Annotated in this window: 18 protein-coding genes and 3 pseudogenes; 1 reads left to right on the top strand and 20 read right to left on the bottom strand. The window is 70.1% G+C overall.

Features of this window, described 5'->3' with window-relative positions; genetic code table 11:
* Positions 1-83: 83 nt before the first annotated feature.
* Positions 84-1220: a DUF222 domain-containing protein gene (locus tag E6G06_06215; GenBank protein ID TML92347.1), complete on the bottom strand. Its 1137-nt coding sequence runs from the start codon at positions 1218-1220 to the stop codon at positions 84-86.
* A gap of 357 nt (positions 1221-1577) precedes the next feature.
* On the opposite strand from E6G06_06215, the gene E6G06_06210 reads away from it, so the two are divergent.
* Positions 1578-4925, top strand: a complete 3348-nt coding sequence (locus E6G06_06210) for a LuxR family transcriptional regulator (GenBank protein TML92346.1) — start codon at positions 1578-1580, stop codon at positions 4923-4925.
* An 18-nt stretch (positions 4926-4943) separates the two neighbouring features.
* On the opposite strand, the pseudogene E6G06_06205 reads toward E6G06_06210, so the two are convergent.
* From E6G06_06205 to kaiC, 19 genes and pseudogenes are all read right to left on the bottom strand, one after another.
* Positions 4944-6154 (bottom strand): annotated as a pseudogene (locus tag E6G06_06205) (type II secretion system F family protein).
* Positions 6155-7291, bottom strand: a complete 1137-nt coding sequence (locus E6G06_06200; protein ID TML92345.1) for a type IV pilus twitching motility protein PilT — start codon at positions 7289-7291, stop codon at positions 6155-6157.
* A 25-nt stretch (positions 7292-7316) separates the two neighbouring features.
* Complete coding sequence (locus E6G06_06195) at positions 7317-7742, bottom strand: hypothetical protein (GenBank protein TML92344.1); 426 nt, start codon at positions 7740-7742, stop codon at positions 7317-7319.
* A gap of 55 nt (positions 7743-7797) precedes the next feature.
* Entirely contained in the window at positions 7798-9468 is a 1671-nt protein-coding gene (locus tag E6G06_06190) for a type II secretion system protein GspE (protein TML92343.1), read from the bottom strand.
* Positions 9469-9550: 82 nt separating this feature from the next.
* The gene (locus tag E6G06_06185) at positions 9551-10561 is read right to left on the bottom strand and encodes a DUF4388 domain-containing protein (GenBank protein TML92342.1); all 1011 of its coding nucleotides are present in this window, start codon (positions 10559-10561) and stop codon (positions 9551-9553) included.
* Positions 10562-10567: 6 nt separating this feature from the next.
* Positions 10568-11539, bottom strand: coding sequence for a shikimate dehydrogenase (locus tag E6G06_06180; protein ID TML92341.1), 972 nt, complete (start codon positions 11537-11539; stop codon positions 10568-10570).
* Positions 11431-12606: an endolytic transglycosylase MltG gene (gene mltG / locus E6G06_06175; protein TML92340.1), complete on the bottom strand. Its 1176-nt coding sequence runs from the start codon at positions 12604-12606 to the stop codon at positions 11431-11433. Before mltG ends, E6G06_06180 begins: the two co-directional genes overlap by 109 nt.
* A complete protein-coding gene (ruvX, locus tag E6G06_06170; GenBank protein TML92339.1) occupies positions 12524-12940 on the bottom strand; it encodes a Holliday junction resolvase RuvX in 417 nt (138 codons plus the stop codon). The genes mltG and ruvX overlap by 83 nt, the downstream gene beginning before the upstream one ends.
* Entirely contained in the window at positions 12937-15510 is a 2574-nt protein-coding gene (gene alaS / locus E6G06_06165) for an alanine--tRNA ligase (GenBank protein TML92338.1), read from the bottom strand. Before alaS ends, ruvX begins: the two co-directional genes overlap by 4 nt.
* Before the next feature lie 6 nt (positions 15511-15516).
* A complete protein-coding gene (locus E6G06_06160; GenBank protein ID TML92337.1) occupies positions 15517-15762 on the bottom strand; it encodes a hypothetical protein in 246 nt (81 codons plus the stop codon).
* A 3-nt stretch (positions 15763-15765) separates the two neighbouring features.
* Positions 15766-16122, bottom strand: coding sequence for a hypothetical protein (locus E6G06_06155; protein TML92336.1), 357 nt, complete (start codon positions 16120-16122; stop codon positions 15766-15768).
* A 33-nt stretch (positions 16123-16155) separates the two neighbouring features.
* A complete protein-coding gene (locus E6G06_06150) occupies positions 16156-17517 on the bottom strand; it encodes a replication-associated recombination protein A (GenBank protein ID TML92335.1) in 1362 nt (453 codons plus the stop codon).
* 18 nt (positions 17518-17535) lie between these two features.
* A complete protein-coding gene (gene dnaA / locus E6G06_06145) occupies positions 17536-19011 on the bottom strand; it encodes a chromosomal replication initiator protein DnaA (GenBank protein ID TML92334.1) in 1476 nt (491 codons plus the stop codon).
* Positions 19008-19328 (bottom strand): hypothetical protein, encoded by a 321-nt coding sequence (locus E6G06_06140; protein TML92333.1) that lies wholly within the window; start codon positions 19326-19328, stop codon positions 19008-19010. The genes dnaA and E6G06_06140 overlap by 4 nt, the downstream gene beginning before the upstream one ends.
* A gap of 109 nt (positions 19329-19437) precedes the next feature.
* Positions 19438-19638, bottom strand: coding sequence for a hypothetical protein (locus E6G06_06135; GenBank protein TML92332.1), 201 nt, complete (start codon positions 19636-19638; stop codon positions 19438-19440).
* Positions 19639-19774: 136 nt separating this feature from the next.
* Positions 19775-20269 (bottom strand): ATP-binding protein, encoded by a 495-nt coding sequence (locus E6G06_06130; GenBank protein TML92404.1) that lies wholly within the window; start codon positions 20267-20269, stop codon positions 19775-19777.
* Positions 20270-20584 (bottom strand): annotated as a pseudogene (locus E6G06_06125) (hypothetical protein). It lies immediately after the preceding gene.
* A 36-nt stretch (positions 20585-20620) separates the two neighbouring features.
* A pseudogene (locus tag E6G06_06120) lies at positions 20621-20866 on the bottom strand (PAS domain-containing protein).
* On the bottom strand, positions 20863-22392 hold the full coding sequence (kaiC, locus tag E6G06_06115; protein TML92331.1) for a circadian clock protein KaiC: 1530 nt from the start codon (positions 22390-22392) through the stop codon (positions 20863-20865). Before kaiC ends, E6G06_06120 begins: the two are co-directional and overlap by 4 nt.
* Between the last annotated feature and the right edge of the window lie 98 nt (positions 22393-22490).

Genomic DNA, 22490 nt, shown 5'->3' with positions numbered 1-22490 from the left:
CGCGATCACCTACGACGCCGTCGCGTCAGACGGTGCGCGGTCGGAGTCGACAGTTCGCGGGGTCGCCGCCGCCGGAGCGGCGGCTACGGTCGTCGGTGGCGCAGACGGTTGTGGTAGCCGCAGGCGGCACGCCCGTTTCCGTCGACGGTCAGCCCGCCCGCCGAGTACGGCTGCACGTGGTCGATCTGGCAGTCCGCGGCGGGGATGTCGCAGAACTCATGGAAGCACTCGCGGTCGCGCACCTCGACCGAGCGGCGGGTCGCGCCGGTGAAGATGCGCCGGCGCGAGCCGAGGTTCCTCACCCGGTCGGGACCGTCGAACACCACGCGTTCCACCCAACCATCCTCGAGCCACCCCACCAGGCTCCCCGGCGTGACGACGGTGCCCTCAGCCAGCTCACAGATGCGCCCGGCGAAGGTCTCATAGCCCACGAACACGGTGAACAGCGGCTCCGGCAGGCGGGCACCAGGAGGCACGGCGCGGGCTCGGCGCGCCATCTCCACCGCCGCGTCGGCCCGGCGCTGTGCGGGCGCGCGGACCAGGTCGGCGGCGCACACGCCGGCACCCACCCGCGCCCGGGCCTCGGCCCAGTCGGCTTCGAACAACTCGTGCTCGATGCCCGCGAGCGTGCGATGGAGCACGGCGCCGCCGATGGGATCGAAGGTGCCGTCGAGGACCCAACCGCCGCCGAAGCTCTGGGACAGATGGAGGCGTCGGGCCGCTTGCTCGGCGCGCGCGCCGTCCTCCACGCCGTCGGGATCCGCCCGCTGCAGCCAGTAGGCCAGCGCCCGCGCGAAGTGCCGGTGGCTCAGGCGCGCGGCCTGCTCCACCAGCAGCGTCTCGTCGCGCTCGAAGCAGGCCGCGCTCACCGGCGTACGCGCGTCAGCCAGCGCCGCCACCCGCGCCGCGTCGATGTCGCCAGCGAGCCAGGCCGCCTCTGCATTCTCCATGTGCCTGAGCGCGCGCCCCAGCCGCAGGCGGCGACGGGCGGCTGTGACCGGCACGCGACAGCGTGTGGCGACCCACGCCGCGGCCGAGCGAGCACCGTCGGCCTCCCATGTGCCGGCGGCCTCGAACGCCGAGGTGGCCCGCGTGGTCGCCGCGTCGAGTCGCTCCAGCTGGCGGTGCAGCGCCTGAATGGTCTCGCGGTCGGCGAGCTGCGCAGGATCGGCGTCGCATATGACGTCGATCGCATTGGTGAGCTCGTCGAGAACGTTCATCGCTTCTCCACGCCGGCGGTACGACACAGGACCATGGCGTGCGCCAGATGGTCGAGACGGGGGAAGCGACGACCTCAGCACCACTCTACTCGAACACCAGTTCGATTGCAAGGGCAAATGCGCGCTGATGTTGAACTTGCCGGCCGCGTGTCGCGATGTTCTGGCGCGCGGCGTCGGCCTTCCCCGATGAGCAGTTGCGGACGTGGCCCAGTTCGGCTCGGCCCGTCCTCATGCCATCCGAACGACAGCTGAGCGTCGCGGTCTGCGAGGCCACGGCAACAAGCACGGGTCGGCTCCACGGCGCAGACCCGCCATCTGGGGGGTGTCTCGCGGCGGTTGTGCGCTCATGGTGACAGCATGGACGCGGCGTTGACAGGCAGGGCCATTCATTGGGGAGATCCACCGATGAAGCCTCGAGAGCACAGCAAGGACGCCTTTGTGTTGCCGGTGGGCACCGTGACCCTGCTGCTATCGGATCAGGCCGGCTCGGTGGACGCTTGGGAGTCCGATGCGGGGGCGATGAGCGAGGCGGTGGCCCGCCTCGACGCACTGATCAGCGATGCGGTCGGGCGACACCGGGGTGTGCGCCCCGTCGAGCAGGGTGAGGGTGACAGCTTCGTCGCCGCGTTCGCTCGGGCGAGCGACGCGCTGGCCTGCGCGCTCGACATCCAGCTCGCGACGCAGGCCGACGACTGGCCGGGTCGACTGGGCCCAAGACTGCGGATGGCGCTGCACACCGGAGAGGTGCAGTTGCGCGACGAGGGCAACTATGTCGGGCGCACCATCAATCGTTGTGGCCGGCTTCGTAGCCTCGCCGCCGGCGGCCAGGTCCTCGTGTCGCGCAGCACCGCCGAGCTGGTCGCAGACGCTCTGCCCGAGCACGCCTCGATGATCGATCTCGGCACCCACAGGCTGCGCGATCTTGCGCGGCCGGAACAGATCTTCCAGCTCGCGCATCCCGGCTTGGCGTCAGCGTTCCCTGCACTGCGCTCGCTCGACGAGGTGCCGAACAACCTGCCCGTCCAGCTCACGAACCTCGTCGGACGCCGGCCTGAGCTCGCCGAGCTCGCCCACCTCCTCGACGAGTGCCGGCTGTTGACGCTGGTCGGCTCGGGCGGCTGCGGCAAGACCCGTCTCGCGCTCCAGGCCGCGGCCGACGCCACCGAAGGCTTCGTGGATGGAGCGTGGTTCGTCGACCTCGCGCCGCTCGGCGATCCCGGGATGCTGCCTCGCGCGGTGGCGGACGCGTTCGGCGTCAAAGAAGAGGGCGCGCGCGACGTGACCGCGACGGTGCTCGAGCATCTACAGTCACGGCGCGCGCTCGTGCTGCTCGACAACTGTGAACATGTCATCGACGCAGCCGCTACCTTCGCCGACGCCCTGTTGCGCGCGTGCCCGTCGGTGACGTTGCTCGCCACCAGCCGCGAGCCGCTCGACGTGGACGGTGAGCTCTGCTGGCGAGTCCCGTCGATGAGCCTGCCGGCCGACGACGAGCCTGCCCCCGTCGAGGCTCTCGCGACCTCTGATGCGGTGCGCCTCTTCGTCGAGCGTGCCGCGCACCGCCGTCCAAGCTTCCGAATGACCGATGAGAACGCGTCGGCGATCGCGGCGATCTGCCGTCGACTCGACGGCATCCCGCTTGCGATCGAGCTCGCAGCGGCGCGCATCCGCGCCCTGTCACCACGACAGATCTCTGACCACCTGGATGATCGGTTCCGAGTGCTCACGGGCGGTCTGCGCACCGCCATGCCTCGCCAGCAGACCCTTGAAGCCTCCGTCGCGTGGGGCTACGACCTCCTCGACGAGCGCGAGCAGACGCTGCTCCGGCGCCTCACCATCTTCTCCGGCGGGTTCACCCTCGAACTCGCCGAAGCCGTCTGCAGCGCGGAGCCGCTCGATCAGTGGGGCGTCTTCGACGTGCTGTGCTCACTCGTCGACAAGTCACTCGTGCAAGCCGACGAGGGAGAGCTCGCCCGCTATCGGCTGCTGGAGACGGTCCGCCAGTTCGGCCGCGGCCACTTACGTGCCCGCGGGGAGGAAGACGAGCTCGCCGACCGGCACCTCGCCACGCTCGTGGAGCTCGTCGAGCGCATCGAACCCGAGCTCTACTCCGGTGCCGACCAAAACCTCTGGCTCGACACGGTCGGAGCCGAGCACGCCAACCTGCGGGCCGCGCTCGACTGGGCTGAGTCGGCCGACCGGAGCGAGCTCGGATTGCGCTTGGCCACGGCCACTACGCAGTTCTGGTACACGCGGGGCTATCTCCAGGAGGGTTTCCGCCGGACGCAGCGGATGCTCGGCGCGACGCCGGAGCCGACGCCCGCCCTGGAGGCGCGGGCCACCTTCTCGCTCGGCGTGCTGGGCTGGAACATCGGCGAGTACGTGGCCGCAACCGCGGCCGGTACGCGCTCGCTCGAGCTCGCGACCGCGCTCGGCGACCCTCTCAGCCTCGCCCGCGCCCACAGTCTGCTTGGCTTCATCTGGCTGTTCCCCGACACCCGAGGAGCCATCGAGCATCTGGAGCAGGGCCGCCGCTTCGCGGCCGAGTGCGACGACCCGTACAGCCTCGCCAACTCCTCGTGCTTCCTGGGTGTGGCCCGCGCGTATTGCGGCTCGCACGCCGACTCGGTTGCCGCGTTCGAGCAAGGCGCGGCCATCGCCATCCGCCGGAACCGCCCGCAGCAGCTGGGGATGACGCTCACCGCGCACGCGTTCATCTCCCTGTGGAACGGGTCCGGCGATGCGGAGGCACTACTGGCCGACGGCCGCGCCGCCCTCGAGCAGGTGGACGATGTGCTGTGGCTATTGCTCAGCTCGCTGGTCCGTGCCGAGCTGGTGCGGCGAAGGGGAGACGCCCCCGAGTCCGTGAGGTTGAGCGAGGAGACGCTCGACGCGGGCCTGGCTTCCGGATCACCGTTCGTCATCGACCTCGCCATGCTCATCTCCGGAGCAGCCCTNNNNGACGACGCCGTCGCGCTCTGCCGCGAGATCTTGCTGATGCCCTATGTCGCGTTTGGGCTCACCTGGTTGGCCGACGTTCTTCGCGCCCTCGGCCGCACCGACGACGCCCGCGCCGCCGCGGATGAGGCCCTCGAGATCTCGAGGTCGTGCGGGTACCGCCAGTACGAGGCCGACGCCCTCGCGTGCCGAGCGGCGATCGCCACGGCCGACGGCGATGATGCCGAGGCGGAGGACCTCGCGCACCAAGCGCTTCGCATCGCTCGGGAGATCAGCGATCGGATCGGCTCCGTCGACTGCCTCGAGCAGCTCGCGGCCATCGCCGCCCGCCAAGAGAGTTACAAGGAGTCGGCGCGCATCCTTGCCGCCGCAGCCGCCGAGCACGGTCTCGTGGGTCTCCGCGCCTTCCAGCTCCGGGTCGCAGCGGTCGCGCGAACTAAAGCGTGCGTCATCGACGCCCTCGGCCGCGATGAGTTCGAGACCGCCTGGGCCGTCGACGACGCCGTCGCATATGCCAGCCGCGGCCGCGGCGGGCGAAAGCGACCGTCTTCCGGGTGGGCGAGCCTCACACCAACCGAGCGCGAGGTCGTCCGGCTGACCGCCGAGGGTCTCACCAACCCCAAGATCGCCGAGCGCCTGTTCGTCGCGCCGAGCACCGTAAAGGGCCATCTCTCGAGCATCTTCACCAAGCTCGGCTATACCACCCGCGCGGAGCTGGCAGCCGAAGCTGCCCGGCGAGCGATGTGAGGTAGAGACCCCAGCGGGCTACTTGATCAGCTTGATGATGTTGAACATCGGCATGTAGAGCGAGATGACCATGCCACCGACGGCGGCGCCCATGACGACGATGAGCATGGGCTCGAGCAGCGACGTGAGGGCGTTCACCGTTGCCTCCACCTCCTGGTCGCAGAAGTCGGCGATCTTCTCGAGCATGGTGTCGACCGCGCCGGTCTCCTCATCTGCACGACCATGGGTGGGAACACGGAGTGCGCGGCGAGCGGGCGTGCCATCGACTCACCGGTCTTCACCGCCGACTGCACGTCCTTGACTCCCCGCGACACGACGTCGTTGTTGACGGTCTCGGACGTGATCTCCAGCGACTCCAGGATGGGCACGCCCGAACGCAGCAGCACGGCGAGTGTGCGCGCGAAGCGCGTGAGCGCCGTCTTGTGCACGAGCTTGCCGAACACGGGGATGCGGAGCTTGATCGCGTCCCAGCGGGCGCGACCCCGGCTGGTGGCGACCCACCGCTTGAGGGCGAACACGACGCCGACGTCGATGAGCGCCATCAGCCACCACACCTTGGTGACCAGGGCGGAGATCCCCATGAGGAGACGGGTCGGCAGTGGGAGCGTGCCGCCCAACTGCGTGTAGAGGTCCTTGAACATCGGGACCACGAACAGCAGCATCGCGCTGACGATCATCAACACCAGCGCGAAGACCACGACCGGGTAGGTCATGGCCGACTTGACCTTGCGGCGCAGCTCGACCTGCTTCTCGATCGTCTCCGCCAGCTGGAGCAGCACCGAGTCGAGCACGCCGCCCGTCTCGCCGGCCCGCACCATTGCGACGTACAGGCGGCTGAACGTCTTGGGGTGGCGGGCCAGCGCCTGCGACAGCGACGAGCCCTTCTCGACGTCCTGGCGCACCTGGTTCAGCACCGCCGCGAGCAACTTGTTGTCGGTCTGGTCGGCCAGGATGTAGAGGCTGCGGAGCAGGGAGAGCCCCGAGTTGATCATGGTGGCGAACTGGCGGCTGAACACCGCGATGTCCTTGAGCTTGACCCGCTTGCCCTGACCGAAGGGCAGCTTGATCTCCTTCTGGAAACCGGTGTCGTCCTTCTTGTCGATCGCGAGCGGGATGTAGCCCATCTGGCGCAGCCGGTTGGCGACGAGCGTCGTGCTGTCGGCCTCGAGCGAGCCTTCGAGCAGCTTTCCCTGCCGGTCGCGTACCTTGTACTGGTAGGTGTCGGGCATTTACTTGCCTCCTACCAGTCGCTTCAGATCGTCTTCGTTCGCGCAGCGCTCGATCGCGGTCTCCATGGTGATGGCCCGCGCCGTCACCAGGAGGGCGAGGGACTGGTCCATGGTCTGCATCCCGTAGCGCCCGCCCGACTGCATGGCCGAGTAGATCTGGTGGACCTTGCCCTCGCGGATCAGGTTGCGCACCGCGGGGGTCACGATGAGCACCTCGGCTGCGGCGACCCGTCCGCCGCCCTGCGCGGTGGGGACCAGTTGCTGCGTGACCACCGCCTGCAGGGTGGCAGCCAGCTGCACCCTCACCTGCTGCTGTTGCTCGGGCGGGAACACGTCGATCACCCGGTCGATCGACTGCGGCGCGTCCTGCGTGTGCAGCGTTGCGAAGACGAGGTGCCCGGTCTCCGCCGCGGTCAACGCGGTGGAGATCGTCTCCAGGTCACGCATCTCACCCACGAGGATGACGTCGGGGTCCTGCCGGAGCACGTGCTTGAGCGCCCGGGAGAAGGAGAAGGTGTCCTCGCCCACCTCGCGCTGGTTCACCACCGACAGCTTGTGTGTGTGGAGGAACTCGATTGGATCCTCGACCGTCATGATGTGCACGGGCTTGGAGGTGTTGATGATGTCGAGCAGCGAGGCGAGCGTCGTCGACTTGCCCGAGCCCGTCGGGCCGGTGACGAACACGAGACCGCGCGGCAGATCTGCCAGACCGAGCACCGCCGCAGGCAGGTTCAGCTGCTCCAGGGCCACGATCTCGAAGGGGATCGTCCGCATCACCGCGCCCACCGAGTCGCGCTGCTGGAAGACGTTGACCCGGAAGCGGCAACGGCCGGGGATCGAATGCGACGTGTCGAGCTCGAGCTCGGTCTCGAAGCGTTCCCGTTGCTTCTGGGTGAGCACCGCGTAGACCATCCGTCTGATCTCCGACCCGTTCATGACGGGGAACTCCGTCAGCGCCTTGAGCTCGCCGTGCACGCGAACGGTCGGGTGCGCTCCCGAGGAGAGGTGGAGGTCGGAGCCGCCGAGGTCGAGCACCCGCTCGAGCAGGTCGTCGACATGCAGCTCGTCCGGCGTGGTCTCGCCGAGCAACCTCGGCGCATGCAACTGAGGTCGGGGCTCCTCGTCGAGCGCCACCATGATGTCGTGGCTCTCCGGCTGGGGGCTACATGGCGTCGACGACGCGACGCAGCTCGGTGCGTTCCGCCACCGCGGCCACCGCGTTCCACCCATCGACCTCCGGGCACTGACGAACGGCGTCGATCTGAGACGGGTCGGCCATGGCGACGATGAGGTCGCCTCCCTCCGCGCCGACCGCCACGGCGAGCAGGGAGCGGGCCAGGTCGGTCGGCAGGAGCCCGTCGAGCTCCTTGGGGATCTGGGTGTCGACGAGGTCGACGAAGCGCATGCCGACCTGGTTGGCGACCGCGGCGACGAGGTCCTTCTCCCCCACCAGTCCCGAGGAGATGAGCAGACGCGGCAACGGCACCTCTTCCGCCTCCTCGCGTGCGAGCATCTCCTCCAGCGCGTCCCTGGAGAGGACCTTGCGCTCGACGAGGAACTCGCCCAGTCGGCGCGAAGCGGGGTTCATGCCCGGGGTATCGGCGTCTTGCCCGACGACGTTGAGCGGCCAGTCGGCCCGGGGGCTACACGATGACCCTCAGGACCTCCTCGACCGAGGTCATGCCGTTGCACACCTGGACCATCCCGGCGCCGCGCAGGGTGATCATGCCCTGGGCGATCGCCACCTTCTTGATGTCCTCCGTGTGGGCGCGCTCCACGATCATGCGTTCGATGTCCTCGCTCACGAGCAGCACCTCGTGGATGGCGAAGCGGCCGTGGTACCCGGTGCGTCCGCACGCCCCGCAGCCCACCGGACGGAACAGCTCCGGCGGGTCGTCCTCGCCGTCCCACCCCACCGCTTCGAGGTCGGAGGCGGTCGGCGCGTAGTGCTCCTTGCAGCGCGTGCAGAGCTTGCGGGCCAGACGTTGGGCCACGATGCAGTCGAGGGAGCTGCCCACGAGGAACGGCTCGACGCCCATCTCCACCAGCCGCGTCGCCGTCGACGCGGCGTCGTTGGTGTGGAGCGTGGAGAGCACGAGGTGGCCGGTGAGCGCGGCCTCGACCGCGGTGGTCGCGGTCTCCCGGTCGCGGATCTCGCCCACGAGCACGATGTCGGGATCGGAACGCAGGATCGAGCGCAGCGCGGCCGCGAAGGTCATCCCGGCCTTGTTGTTCACCTGCACCTGGTTGATGCCGGCGAGCCGGTACTCGACCGGATCCTCCACCGTGATGATGTTCTTGGCCGGGTCGTTGATCTGGTTGAGGGTGGCGTAGAGGGTGGTCGACTTCCCCGAGCCGGTGGGGCCGGTCAGCAGGATGGTGCCGTACGGCTTCCTGTAGGCCGTCTCGTAGCGCTCGAGCGCCTCGGGCAGGAACCCGAGATCGGCCAGCTGCAGCAATGCCGTGCTCTTGTCGAGGATCCGCATCACGACCTTCTCCCCGTACACCGTGGGGAGCGTGGCGACGCGCAGGTCGACCGCCTTGCCGGCGATCACCGCGGAGACGCGCCCGTCCTGAGGCACGCGCCGTTCGGCGATGTTGATGTCCGCCATGATCTTCAGCCGCGAGATCACGCCCGCCTGGATGTTCTTGGGTGAGCGCATCACCTCGTGCAGCACACCGTCGATCCGGTAGCGCACACGAACGTCCTTCTCGGCCGGCTCGATGTGGATGTCCGACGCCCGGTCCTGCACCGCCTGGGTGATGAGCAGGTTGACGAGCTTGACGATCGGGGCGTCCTCCACCACCTCCTTCACCGAGGCGAGGTCCTGTTCGTCCTCCCATTCGCGCGCGGCTTCGGCGGAGATGTTCTCGACATCGCCGTCCATGCGGTGGTGGCGGTCGATGGCGTCCAGGATCGACGCGCGGGTCGCGACCACGGTTCTGACCTCTGCGTGGGTGACCGTGCGGATGTCGTCGATCGCGAAGACGTTCGACGGGTCGGCCATCGCCACGACCAGGCGGCCCTCGTCCCATGCCACCGGCAGGGCCTGGTAGCGGCGGGCCAGGGCGTCGGTGATGAGCCCCGCCGCGCTCGGGTCGATGGCGAACTCGCTGAGGTCGAGGAAGTCGAGGCCGATCTGGGCCGCGAGCGTGGCGACCAGGTCCGACTCGGTGACCAGTTGCTGGTCGATGAGGACGCGCCCGAGCGACTTGCGCGTCCGCGACTGCTCGTCGAGCGCCGCCGTCAACTGCTCGCGGGTGAGCAGCTGACGAGTGACGAGCAGCTCTCCCAGCTGGTTGGCGTCTGACATCACGCCACCCGCCGCCGAGGGAGGAGGGCGCCGGCCGAAGTGCTCCACCGCGCTGACGCGTGGGCCACCACGATGTTGACCGTTACGAGCGGACCGACGACAGGAACTTGAGGAGCAGGCCCCGGTTGATGGGCTCGCCGTGCTCGTCGGTGAGCACGCCCTTCAGAGCGGCGGCACGCTCTTCCGGTGTCGCGGCGCGCGCCGCGGCTGCGACTGCGTCGGCCGCCTCGGTCCCGAGATCGGCGAGCTCCGATGCGAGAGCGCGCGCCTTCTCGGGCGAGAGGGCGGCCATCGCCGCGTCGATCTCCTCCTGGTTGCCGAGGAGCTCGTCCTCCAGTTGCTGCTGCGCCTCCCGGGCGGCGCGCGCGTCGGCCAGTGTGCGCACCGGCGTCTCGGGCTCTTCGGGCTCCGGCGGGGCGTCGGACACGCGGCGGCGGCGCTTCGGGATCTCCACCAGATGGTCGATGTCACCGGTGTTGGTGGCGGACGTCGCCGCGAAGTGGGCGCCCGCGTCCTCGACCTCGACCAGGCCCGCGTCGACCAGGCGCTTGACCACCTGGCAGGCGCCGAACTCACCGAGGGTCAGTGCCTGGGCGACCGCGTCCACGGGCGCGCCGCCGGCGACGACCGCGAGCACCTCCCACTGCTCCGCCGTGACGGACACCTCGGGAGCGGGGGCGTGGGCGACCATGCGCACACGGACGGACAGCGACGGGACCACGACCTCGATCGAGCGCCACTCGGATAGGCGGTGCTGGGCGTCGCGCAGGACGGGCTCGACGGCCACCGCCTCGCCGTCGGGGACGCCCGCCCCCGCGTCGAAGACGAAGGTGCCCTCCTCCTCGCGGAGCAGCTCGAAGAAGACCTCGGGGAGGGTCCGGGCCCGGGGCGCCTCGCCACCGACCACCAGTCCCTGGTCCATCCAGACCCTGCCCTCGGACCTGTCCCCCCGGACGTAGAGCTCACCGCTCTTCTTGGTCGAGGCCAACAGGGCCAGCACGTCGGGCAACGCAAACGCGTCGAGAGACCCCTGCAGGGACACGCCAAACCTCCGATGTACCGATGTCGCTGTCATCATCGGCAGGTCGACCACGGAGAGTTAGCCCCGACGGGCCAATTCTCCGAGCGCAGCGGCCGACATGACCTCCAGGGGCGGATCCTCGCCCGTCCAGATGCGGATGGTGTGGGCCGCCTGGTGGATGAGCATCCCCAGGCCGTTGGTCGCGGCTGCGCCGCGGGCCCGGGCCGCGTCGACGAGCGGGGTGACCGCCGGGTGGTACACGAGGTCGACGACGAGCTGGCCCGGTCCCAGGCCGGCCGGGTCGAGGGGAAGGTCGGGCCCGTCTTCTCCCCGCATGCCCAACGGAGTCGCGTTGACGATGAGGTCGGCGTCGGCCGCGTCGCCCGGTTGCCCCACCCGGCCCGCGGCACCGGCCAGGGCGGCCGCGGCGACGGCCCGGTCGGCGGTGCGGTTCACCACCGTGACGGCGGCGGCGCCCGCCTCGGCCAGGGCGCGCACGACCGCGCGACCCGCACCGCCGGCGCCCACCACGACGCACCGGCGCCCAGCGGGCTCGAAGCCCTCGTCGATGCGCAGCGCGTCGATGAAGCCGGCGCCATCGGTGTTCTCACCGACGAGCTCGTCGCGACGCGGCCCCCGCGTCACGGTGTTCACCGCGCCGAGCGCCGCGGCCGCAGGCGTGAGCCGGTCGACCGCGCCGGCCACGTCGCTCTTGTGGGGCATGGTCACGTTGAGGCCGTCGATGTCGAGAGCGCGCATTCCATGTATCGCGTGTCGTCCCGCCCCGGGTGCGACCTCGAAGGCCACGTAAACCCAGTCGAGACCGAGGGCGCGGTAGGCCGCGTTGTGCAGCACCGGCGAGAGCGAGTGGCGCACCGGGCAGCCGATGACCGCGGCCACGTGCGTCGACCCCTGCGGAGAGAACGCTGACGGCGGCGCCGTCAAAGCAGACCCTTGGCCTGGGCCTGACGGCGGAGGCGTTCGAAGTCCGCCGCGGTGACCGCGAACGCGTGCCGGCCGTCCTGATCGGCGAGCACGTAGTAGAGCCATGGTCCCGGCTCGGGCGCGAGCGCCGCCTGCAGCGCGGCTCGGCCGGGGCTGGCGATCGGTGTCGGCGGAAGGCCCTTGCGGCGGTAGGTGTTGTAGGGCGACTCGGAGTCGAGGTCGCTGTTGAGCAGACGCTCCTTGTTGCCACCGAGGCCATAGATCAGCGTCGCGTCGACCTGCAGGAGCATGTCGCCTTGGAGGCGGTTGTAGATGACCCGTGCGATCTTCGCTCTGTCCTCAGGCACCTTGGCCTCGCGCTCCACCATCGACGCCACGATCACTGTCTCGTACGGCGAGCGCCCGACGGCCTGCGGTGCGCCGGCGTAACCCAGCTCGCCCGCGACCTGATCGAAGCGCGCCACCATCCGGGTGAGGATCTCCAACTCGGTGTCTTTGTCGCTGACGTAGTAGGTGTCGGGATAGAGCAGCCCCTCGAGGTTCGTCGCGCCCGGTGGTTGGAGCTGCGAGCGCACCCGGCCCGACACCGCGGCCTGCTTGAACGCCTCGGCCGAACGTCCCGGCAGGCGCCCGACGCGCGCCGCGATCTGCTCGAGGGTCAAGCCTTCGGGAATCGTGATCCGGTCGCGACGCACGTCGGGCCCCCGCTCGAGCACGTCGATGACCCGCTTCATGTCGTCGCGACGCCGGAAGGTGAAGTCACCCGCTTCGAACGGGCCCGCGCTCAGAAGCCTGACGTACCACCGGAAGACGCGCGCGTCGCCGACCACGCCTTTGGCCTCGAGCAGCTCGCCGATGCGCATCGTCGACGAGCCCGGCGGGATGGTGACCGCCACCTGCCCACCCACCGGACCGGGTGGATGGATCTGCCGATCCACCCATCGCACCCCCAACCCGACCGCAACCAGCAACCCGACCAGCAGGACGAGGAACACGGCGAGGGCCCGGTGCCCGCGTCTGGGTTCGGGAAACTCCTCGTAGTCGTCGTCCTCCTGCGGCGCGTCGCGCGCGTCGCGCCCGTCGCTCGCGTCAGTCACGGGGGGCGTCGAGCCAGGACTGGAGGATGACGGCAGCCGCGACCTTGTCGACGACGCGACGCCGATCGCGCGCACGGACCTTCTGCGCGGTCAGGGCCCGCTCCGCGCTGACGGTCGTGAGCCGCTCGTCGTGGGCTTCGACGGGCACGGGAAGGAGCGCCGCCAGCGCCTCGATCTCGTCGCGTACCGCGCTCGCCGCCGGACCCACCGTGCCGTCGAGCGAGAGCGGCAGCCCGACGACGACTCGCTCGGCCCTCAGCTCCGCGACCAAGGCGGCGATGGTCGCATGGTCGGTGACGGTGTCGCCCCGACGCTCGAGCACCGAGTGGGGTGACGCGACCGTGCCCGAAGCGTCGGACACGGCGACTCCGATGCGCCGCCCACCCAGGTCGAGCCCGACGACCCTCAACGACCGATGCCGGCGGCGGCTCGGGCCTGTTCGAGGGCTGCGTCGAGCTTGGAGGCGTCACGGCCGCCGGCGATGCTCAGCTCGGGGTTCTTGCCCTTGCCGGCGCCGCCGCCGACGGTGCGCGCCGCATCGACGATGAGGTCGTACGCCGCCAACCCGCTTTCCTTGGTGGTCGCGGCCACGAGCGTCACGCCGCCGCCGTCGGGCGCCCCACCGAGCACGACGGCGCGCATACCCGGGCGATCGCGCAGGGCCACCGCCAGCTCGCGCAGGTCGTCGCGCGAGCCGCCGTCTCGGCGCGCCACCACCACGCCGTCGACGGCATCGGCCGCGAGGCGGTCCGCGTCACCGCCCGCGGCCTGCCGGCGCACCTGCTCGAGCTCGTGCTCGAGCGCACGCCGCTCGTCGAGGGCCTTCTCGATCCGCTCGGGGACCTCGTCGGGAGTCACGCGTAGCAGGGCCGCAGCGCGATTCAGCGTGTCGTCGCGCCGGCGGAACCGAGCGAAGCTGGCCTCGCCCGTGAGCGCCTCGATGCGGCGGAGGTTGGCGCCTATCGATCCCTCCGACACGACGGTGATGGGCCCGATCATCCCCAGCGCGCCGACGTGCGTGCCGCCGCAGAGCTCGACCGAGCGACCGCCCGCCTCGACGACGCGCACGAACTCGCCGTACTTGTCGCCGAAGAACGCGATGGCGCCGATGCGCTCGGCCTCCTCCTTGGTCGTCTCGTAGGCGCGCACGGGCTCGTTGGCGAGCACCCGCTCGTTGGCCAGCGCCTCGACGCGCACGAGCTCTTCGGGAGCCAGCGGCCCGTAGTGGCTGAAGTCGAAGCGCAGCCGATCGGGGGCGACCAGCGAGCCCGCCTGCTTCACGTGGGTGCCCAGCACCTCGCGCAGCGCCCAGTGCAGGATGTGCGTGCCCGTGTGGTTGCGCCGGATCGCCTCACGGCGCGGTGCGTCGATCGTCGCCGTCGCCTCCTGGCCCGGGGTCAACCCGCCTTCGACGACGCGCACGCGGTGGCTGTGCAGCCCCGGCAGCGCATACGTCGTGTCGAGCACCTCGGCCCGACCGGTGTCCGTGACGATCGTGCCGGTGTCTCCCACCTGTCCGCCGCCTTCCGCGTAGAACGGCGTGCGGTCGAGGAACAGCTCGTCGCCCACGAGCGCGAGCACGCGTCCCTTGCTCTCGTACTCGGAGTAGCCCACGAACTCCGTGGGCCCGAACTGGTCGAGCAGCTCTCGGTACGTCTCCGCGCCGGTGCCCGCCTCGTCCGACCGCGTGGCGGCCTCACGGGCCCGCCGACGTTGCTGGTCCATCTCCGACTCGAAGCCCGCGAGGTCGACGTCGATGCCGCGCTCGCGCGCGATCTCGCGCGTGAGCTCGATGGGGAAGCCCAGCGTGTCGTGCAGGTGGAACGCGGTGGCGCCCGAGATCGACGTCGTTCCCGAGGCGACCAGGTCGTCGAGAAGCACGAGCCCGGCCCGGAGCGTGTGACGGAACCGTTCCTCCTCGCGCTGGACGACACCGCTGATGAAGTCGTGGTTGCGTGCCAGCTCCGGATAGGCGTCGGCCATGACCTCGATGGTCGCGGCGACGAGCGCGGGCGTGACCAGCCGCTCGACGTCCATCTGGAAGGCCTGTCGCACGGCCCGCCGGATGATGCGACGCAGCACGTAGCCGCGATCTTCGTTCGACGGAAAGACGCCGTCGTTGATGAGGAACGTCATGCCGCGTCCGTGATCGGCGAGGATCCGCAGGGCGACGTCGGTGTCCGCGTCGGCGCCGTAGCGGCGCCCGGTGACCGATTCGGCGCCGCCGATGATGGGCCGGAGCACGTCGATGTCCCAGACCGAGTCGCGTCCCTGGAGGATCGAGAGCACGCGCTCGAGGCCCGCGCCGGTGTCGATGTTCCTCCGCGGCAGCGCGGCGAGCTTCCCGTCGGCCTGCCGGTCGTACTGCATGAACACCAGGTTCCAGAACTCGACGAAGCGTCCTTCGTCGCCTTCGAGCGGGCCACCCTCGCGTCCGTACTCCGCGCCCTTGTCGTAGTAGATCTCCGACGAGGGCCCGCACGGACCGGTCTCGCCCATCTCCCAGAAGTTGTCGCCTCCCATGCGTTGGATCCGCTCGACCGGCACACCGACCTCGTCGTGCCAGATGTCGGCCGCTTCGTCGTCGTCGACGTGAACGGTGATCCAGAGGCGGTCTCCGTCGAGACCGAAGATCTCGGTGACGAGCTCCCAGGCGTAAGGGATCGCGTCGGCCTTGAAGTAGTCGCCGAAGGAGAAGTTCCCGAGCATCTCGAACAGGCTGAGGTGGGTGTTGTCGCGCCCGATCAGCTCGATGTCGTCGTCCTTTCCCCTGATACGCACGCACTTCTGCACCGAGGTCGCTCGCGGGTAGGGCGGGGACTCCTCGCCGAGGAGGTACGGGAGGAACTGGTTCATCCCCGCGTTGGTGAACAGCGGCGCACGCGGGTGGTGCGGGATCAGGCCCGACGACGGGACGAGCGTGTGCCCACGCTCGACGAAGAAGCCGGTGAACGCCCTACGCAGCTGGTTGGCATCCATCTCGGCTCAGCCTACCGGTGGTCCCGCCGCTCTCTCGTAGCGTTGCTCGAGCTCGGCGCGAAGCTCCCGCTCACGCGCGCGCATCGCCTCGCGCCCCTCGGTGACTGCAGCTTTTACCGTGTTGGTGAGCTCGTTGGACACCCGCGTCGGTGAGAGACGCGCCATCGTCGTGCGCACAGTCCGCGTCACCCAGAACGAGGCGCCGAAGCCGAACCCCGCACCTACGGTGAGCCAGAAGATCCGCTTGAACACGACTCAGCCGTCCGCGCGGAGGCGGCGGTAGGCGCGCGACGTTCCCGTGGCGAGTGCCATCGCCTTCACCACCGGGTTGGAGAACGCCCGGTACGCGAGCCGGGACGCCGAGTCGACCGTCGAGCTCAGCGACTCGGCCGTCTGGAGCACCGCGCCGGCCCGTTCGAGGTCGTTGCTCGCCCGGCGGGCGGTCTTCTGCACGTCGGTGACCAGCGGGATCGTCTCCGCACGCAGGGTGTCGATCGTCTGTTGCAGCGCGCCCAGCGTACGAAGGAGCGTCGCCATCGTGACCACGAGCCCGACGACGGCCACCGCGGCAACGCCCGCGACCGCGACCGCCGCCCACTCGCCCGCGCTCATCGTGCTTCCTGGGCTCGCATGACCGGGAGGAGCTTAGTGATTCTCGGGCGGGTCATCGGCCGGGCGCTCGGTCGCTCGGCGCCGCTCGGCCACGCCCACCTCGCACCCGTGGTCCGACGGCTCGTAGTACACGCGGCCCTCGACCTCGGCCGGTCGGTACGACTGCGGCACCCAGCCGCGCGGGTCGTCGTGCGGGTACTCGTAGCCCTTGCCGTGGCCGAGCTTGCGCGCGCTGCGATAGCTGGCGTCTCGCAGGTGCGCGGGCACGAGGCCCGCGGGCCGGTCGCGCACGTCGGCCAAGGCCCGCCACAGCCCCACCGCCACCCGGTTGGACTTCGGGGCGGTGGCCAGGTGCACCACCGCCTGTGCCAGGTTCAGCTGCGCCTCGGGTAGACCGACGAACTCGACCGCGCGCGCCGCCGCGTCGGCGACGATGAGCGCCAGGGGGTCGGCGAGACCGATGTCCTCCGAGGCCAGGATCACGAGGCGGCGCGCGATGTACCGGGCGTCCTCCCCCGCTTCGAGCATGCGGGCCAGCCAGTAGAGACCGGCGTCGGGATCGGACCCGCGGATGCTCTTGATGAACGCGGAGATGACGTCGTAGTGCTCGTCGCGCTCATAGCGGAGAGCGCGTGCGCTCAGGGCCGCCTCGGCCTCGGCGAGGGTGACGCGCGGCGGATCTCCCCTTGCGGCGGCGAGGGCGACAGCCACCTCGAGCGCGTTCAGCGCAGCGCGCGCGTCGCCGTCGGCCCGGTCCGCCAGGTGGGCCAGGGCGTCGTCGTCGGCCTGCGCGTGCTCGGTCGTCAGGCCGCGGTCCAGCAGCACCCGCAGCGCGTCGTTGCTCAGCGGCTGCAACCGGAAGAGCGTCGATCGCGACAGGAGCGGAGCGTTGACCTCGAAGTAGGGGTTCTCGGTGGTGGCGCCGATCAGGGTGAGCACACCCTCTTCGACCGAGGGCAGCAGGGCGTCCTGCTGCGCCTTGTTGAAGCGGTGCACCTCGTCGAGGAACAGGATCGTGCCCTGCCCGTGCTCCGCCAAGCGGCGGCGCGCGAGCTCGACGACGTCGCGCACGTCCTTCACACCTGCCGTCACCGCCGAGCGCGGCTCGAAGGCCCGGCTGGTCGCGCCCGCCACCAGCCGGGCGAGCGTGGTCTTGCCCGTGCCCGGCGGTCCCCACAGGATCACCGACGACAGCCGGTCGGCCTCGATGAGGGTGCGCAGCGGCTTTCCCGGGCCGAGGAGTCCCTCCTGGCCCACCACCTCGTCGAGCGACGACGGGCGCAGCCGGGCCGCGAGCGGCGCCTGGGCCGCCAACCGCTCCTGCAGCGCGGCCCCGAAGAGGTCGCCTTCGTCGGCCGGGGTCACCGCCGCGACGCTAGTGCCGGTTCTCGACAGCCCTCGGAGCGGTGAGCGTCAGCTCCGGCTCTTGATCCGGCGGATGAGCTCGGTCACCTGGTCGTAGATCTGCCGGCGCTCCTTCATGAGCCTCGAGATCTTCTCGACCGCGTGCATCACGGTGGTGTGGTCGCGGCCCCCGAACTCCCGCGCGATCGCCGGGTAGCTGAGGTCGGTGAGCTCGCGATGGACGTACATGCCGATCTGTCGCGCGGTGACGAGCGGTTGCCACCGACTGGTGCCGCACAGGTCGACGGTGGTGACCCCGAACATCTCACCGGTGGCGTCAAGGATCATCCTCGGGGTCACGACCCGGTTGTCATCCTTCGTCGCCAGGTCGGACAGCACCCGCTCCGCCAGGTCCCGGGTCAGGCCTTCACGCGTCAGCGTCGCGTAGGCGATCACCCGGATGAGGGCGCCCTCGAGCTCGCGGATGTTGTCGGTTATGTGGGCGGCGATGAACTCCAGCACCTCGTGGGGGACATGAGAGCCGTCGACGTCGGCCTTGTGCCGGAGGATCGCGAGTCGCGTCTCGACATCGGGGGGTTGCACATCCGTGATCAGACCCCACTCGAAGCGGGTGCGCAGGCGGTCCTCGAGGGTCGCGATCGACTTCGGCGGGCGGTCGGACGTGAGCACGATCTGGCGCCCCGATCCGTGCAGCGAGTTGAAGGTGTGGAAGAACTCCTCCTGCGTCCGCTCCTTGCTCTCGAGGAACTGGATGTCGTCGACGAGCAGCACGTCGCACTCGCGATAGCGCTGCTTGAGTTGGGTCGAGTTCCCGGTGCGGATGGCATCGATGAACTCGTTGGTGAACGTCTCGGTCGAGACGTAGCGCACCTCCCAACCCGGATAGTTCTGACGCGTGTAATGGCCGATGGCATGGAGGAGGTGCGTCTTGCCCAGCCCGGTGGCCCCGTAGATGAACAGAGGGTTGTACGACTTGCCGGGCGTCTCGGCCACCGACAGGGCGGCCGCGTGGGCGAAGCGGTTCGACGAGCCCGGCACGAACGTCTCGAACAGATAGCGGGCGTTGAGCGGACCGTCGGACGCCCTCCCGTTCTGAGGAGGCCCGACCGCGCCGGTCACCCCCCGTCGCGACTCCGACGGCAGGAGGTCGTCGAGCAGGGGGAGCAGCTCCCGGATGAGCCCGTCCGGGAGCCCGTCCTTGTCGAGGTACGCGACCGCCCCCTGCGCGAGCGCGGCGGCAGCCATGCGGCGGGCCTCGAACCCGCTCAGCGCCACCACCCTGCTCATCGGCGACGAGGTCAGGATGGCGGGGAGCGCCTGGAGCCCGTCCATCACCGGCATCGCGAGGTCGAGCAGGACGACGTCGGGTCGGTGCCGGGCCGCGAGCTCGACCGCTTCGGCGCCGTCGCTGGCTTCGGCCACCACCTCGAAGCGCCCGGTCGCCTCGAGCAGGTCGCGGACGAGGGAGCGGAGGTCGCTGGTGTCGTCGGCGATCAGAACGCTCGACGCGGCGGGGGCGCTCATGGTTGCGGCTCGTCGAGCGATGCGGCGCCCGCAGCGGGCGACCGCACCAGGTCACCCGGCTGCACGGGCCGCTCGCCGAGGAGGTCGCTCGCCAGCCGGCGCGCCGTGGCCAGGGTGCGGCTCACGATCGCGAGACCCTGCTCCCGCCCGCACCCCAGCGCGAGGCTGATCTGCGCGAGCACCAAACCCTGCACGATGCTGTCGTTGATCTCCAACGCCAGGCGGCGGGCCTCCGAGGATCGCTGCTCACCCTCGAGTCGCTGGGCCTCCGTCGACTTCTGTTCAGTGCTGTCTCGCCGAACGGCGATGAGCGTCAACGGTTCCTGGTCGAGCGGGACGACCGACGCCCTCGCAGGGAGATGAGTGCCGTCCTGGCACGGTCTCGACACCTCGACGGCCCACCGGTCCCCGAGCGCCCCCCGCCCGTCACAGCCGGTCGTAGCGAAGCCGCGCCCGCTCCTCGGCGATGTCCTCCGCGCTGATCGACACCGGCAGGACTACTCCGTCCGAGATTCGCCTGATTCGATAGCTCTCGCCGTCATCGCCCACGCCGACGATCTCGAATCCTCGGCACCACGACCCGTCGAACCGGGAACGCACCTCCACGCGGACATCGCGCTCCGCCACGTCTCTCACCTCCCGTCGGAGAATGGGACCTTCCCCACGGGACAGGTCCCCCTAAGCCAATCTCGCCCTCTGCCGGGGGTTCCGCAACAGCGTCATTGAAGCGGCCCAAAGAGGGGGGCTCAGCCGCAGGCTCCCGTCACGCGCTGCGTGGTCGTCCGGTTCCGTCCGGCGGCTCCGACGCCGTGTCGCTCGGTACCCGGACGCCGAAGCAGGCCCCCGCGGGGTGACGCGCCTCGTACCATGCCTCGCCCCCTACGGCCTCGGCGAGGCTGCGCACGATGGAGAGGCCGAGGCCGGCCCCCTCCGCCTGCCGCTGGGCTCCGGGACCGCGGCTGAAGCGCTCGAACAGGCGGGCCACGAACTCGTCGGGGACGCCGGGGCCGACGTCGCACACCTCCAGCTCGACCCAGCCGTCGCGCTCCGTGACCGACACCTCGACGGGAGGTGCCCCGTATTTGAAGGCGTTCTCGATGTAGTTGGCGAGGATCTGCCACACGTGCTCCGGGTCGGCCCAGGCGACCAGGCCGGGAACGCATTCCACCCGCACGTCGCGGGACCGGTCGCCCAGCTCCGGCAGCCTCGAGAGGACGAGCTCCGAGGTGTCGAAGGCCACGGGTTCGGCCCCGAGCATGCCCGCCTCGATGCGCGACAGGGTCAGCAACGTCCGCACGAGCCGTCTGAGCTGGTGAGCCTGCTTCGCGATCAGCTCGACGAGGTGCAGCCTCCTGTCCTCCGGAAGCTCGGCCCAGCCGTCGCGGAGGATCTCCGACATCCCGAGGATCACCGCGAGGGGGGTTCGCAGCTCGTGTGCGGCGACCGCCAACACCGTGTCGCGTTGCTCGACCGCGAGCTTGAGCTCGCGCTCGATGTGCCAGCGGGCGCCGATGTCGCGCAGCGACGCGACAGAGACCGCATCCCCTTCCCATGTCGTCTCCGTGACCCGCATCTCGACGACCCGCGAGCCACCGTCCGGCAGGAGGAGGTCGATCTCGCTGGTCTCGCCGGGTGCCACCGGAAACCCGAGCTCGGCACCGACGAGCTCCTCCCACTGCCGCCCGAAGAGCTCCTGCGCAGCCGGGTTCCCGTAACGCACGACGCCGAGGGTGTCGACGACCACGATCGCGTCCGCCACCGCCGACACGAGGTGCCCGAGAACCTCGTGTCCGGCCGGCTCGACGGCAGCCTGCGCCCCCGGTTGCTCGCGAGACTGGCTCGACGCCACCGTCAGCGGGCCTCCTCGTCCTCGAGCACCAGCGTCCTCGTGACCTGCGCCAGATCGGCCGCGGACAGGAGGGTGGGAGTGCCGGACAGGATGCCCGCCAGGTGCCGGAACGGCTGGCCGATGTGCATGCCATCGCCATCGATCCTGAACTCGAGGATGCGGTGGTCGTGGGCCGAGCCCCGCGCCTTGAGCACGGCGACGGCTCGCCGCACGTCGCCGGCGACCTCCACGTAGCGGAGCAGGATGATGGTGTCGGCGAGGCTGGAGATGTTCGCTTCGGTCGCGGAACCACCGCCGGACAACGTGGCGGTGGCCGACGTGAAGAGGCAGGTGATTTCCTCGCGCCTCAGGAAGGCGGCGAGACCGACGACGAAGTCGCGCAGCCCCCGCGGGGTCGAGATCCGCTCGAGGGCCGACAGGTTGTCGATCGCCAGCCGGCTCGGCTTGAACGCGTCGATCCGCTGTCTGATGAGGATGAAATGGTCGTCGAGCGATGCCACCTCCGGGTAGTCGCAGACGATCTGCAGGCGGCCCGAGCGCTCCATCGCGTCGAGGTCGAAGCCCCAGCTGCTCGCGTTCCTGAACAACTGGTCGCGGCTCTCCTCGAAGGAGAACAGCACGCAGCGCTCGCCTGCGGTCACCCCGGCGGCGGCGAAGTGGTTCGCGAGCAGCGTCTTTCCTGTGCCCGTCGCCCCGGAGACAAAGGTGACCGAGTCGCGGTAGAGCCCTCCGCCGCACATGAGGTCGAGCTCTGCGTTGCCCGCGGAGACCCGGATCGACGACGCCACCTGCTGCAACTCGACGAGCGAGAACGGGATCACGGTGAGCCCGGCCTCGGGATCGATCGCGAACGAGAACTCTCCGCTCCGGTGCGGTGCACCGCGGAGCTTCAGGATCTCGACGGTGCGGCGCCGCTTCTCCTGCTCGAGCACGTTGCGCAGGATGACCACGTTGTCGGCCACGAACTCCTCGACGCCGAACCGGCTGATCCCGTCGTGGTCGTGGGCGCGCTCCGCGGTGATCACAGATGTGACTCCCATGTTGTTGACCGCGGCCGCCACCTCGAACAGCTGCCTGCGCACGCTTCCGGAATCCGCGAAGCGACTGAAGATCGCCTCCAGCGAATCGATCGAGAGCCGTTTGGCCCCGATGCGCTCGACTGCGTGGTCGATGCGCGAGACGAGGGCGCCGAAGTCGTAGGCCCCCACCTCCACCTGCTCCTCCGACTCCCCGCGCGACGCGTCGACGAAGGCCCACTTGCCCATCTCCTCCCAGCCGGCGATGTCGAAGCCGAGTGATGCGACATTGCGCCGTATCGCCGAGGGCGTCTCCTCGAAGGTGACGAGCACGCCGGGCTGGTCGAACTGCCGGACGCCCTCGGCGAGGAATTGCACCGCGAGCAGCGTCTTCCCGCTCCCGGTCGTTCCCGTCACGATGGTCGGTCGGCCCTCCGGCAGGCCGCCGAGCGCCATCTCGTCGAAGCCACTGACCCCCGTCCGGAGCTTGGCGACCGCCTCCATCCTGTCGGTCATGCCGGCCTCCTCACGCGGAACCGGGATCGGGGAGCCCGAGGGAGACGGCCGTCAGACGGAGGTCCGACAGGTCGCCGACCACCCGGCGTGTCGGTGGC

It is taken from the genome of Actinomycetota bacterium, from assembly GCA_005888325.1.
Lineage (GTDB): Bacteria > Actinomycetota > Acidimicrobiia > Acidimicrobiales > AC-14 > AC-14.
This window is presented reverse-complemented; position numbering and strand designations above follow the sequence as displayed.

Bases quoted from the DNA above. Each gene is read 5' to 3' on its own strand.
- E6G06_06215 (TML92347.1), bottom strand. From the start codon at position 1,220: ATGAACGTTCTCGACGAGCTCACCAATGCGATCGACGTCATATGCGAC.
- E6G06_06200 (TML92345.1), bottom strand. From the start codon at position 7,291: ATGGTGGCGCTCGACGAGGAGCCCCGACCTCAGTTGCATGCGCCGAGG.
- E6G06_06195 (TML92344.1), bottom strand. From the start codon at position 7,742: ATGAACCCCGCTTCGCGCCGACTGGGCGAGTTCCTCGTCGAGCGCAAG.
- E6G06_06190 (TML92343.1), bottom strand. From the start codon at position 9,468: ATGTCAGACGCCAACCAGCTGGGAGAGCTGCTCGTCACTCGTCAGCTG.
- E6G06_06180 (TML92341.1), bottom strand. From the start codon at position 11,539: ATGGCTCTACTACGTGCTCGCCGATCAGGACGGCCGGCACGCGTTCGC.
- alaS (TML92338.1), bottom strand. From the start codon at position 15,510: ATGGATGCCAACCAGCTGCGTAGGGCGTTCACCGGCTTCTTCGTCGAG.
- E6G06_06155 (TML92336.1), bottom strand. From the start codon at position 16,122: ATGAGCGCGGGCGAGTGGGCGGCGGTCGCGGTCGCGGGCGTTGCCGCG.
- dnaA (TML92334.1), bottom strand. From the start codon at position 19,011: ATGAGCGCCCCCGCCGCGTCGAGCGTTCTGATCGCCGACGACACCAGC.
- E6G06_06130 (TML92404.1), bottom strand. From the start codon at position 20,269: ATGCTCGGGGCCGAACCCGTGGCCTTCGACACCTCGGAGCTCGTCCTC.
- kaiC (TML92331.1), bottom strand. From the start codon at position 22,392: ATGACCGACAGGATGGAGGCGGTCGCCAAGCTCCGGACGGGGGTCAGT.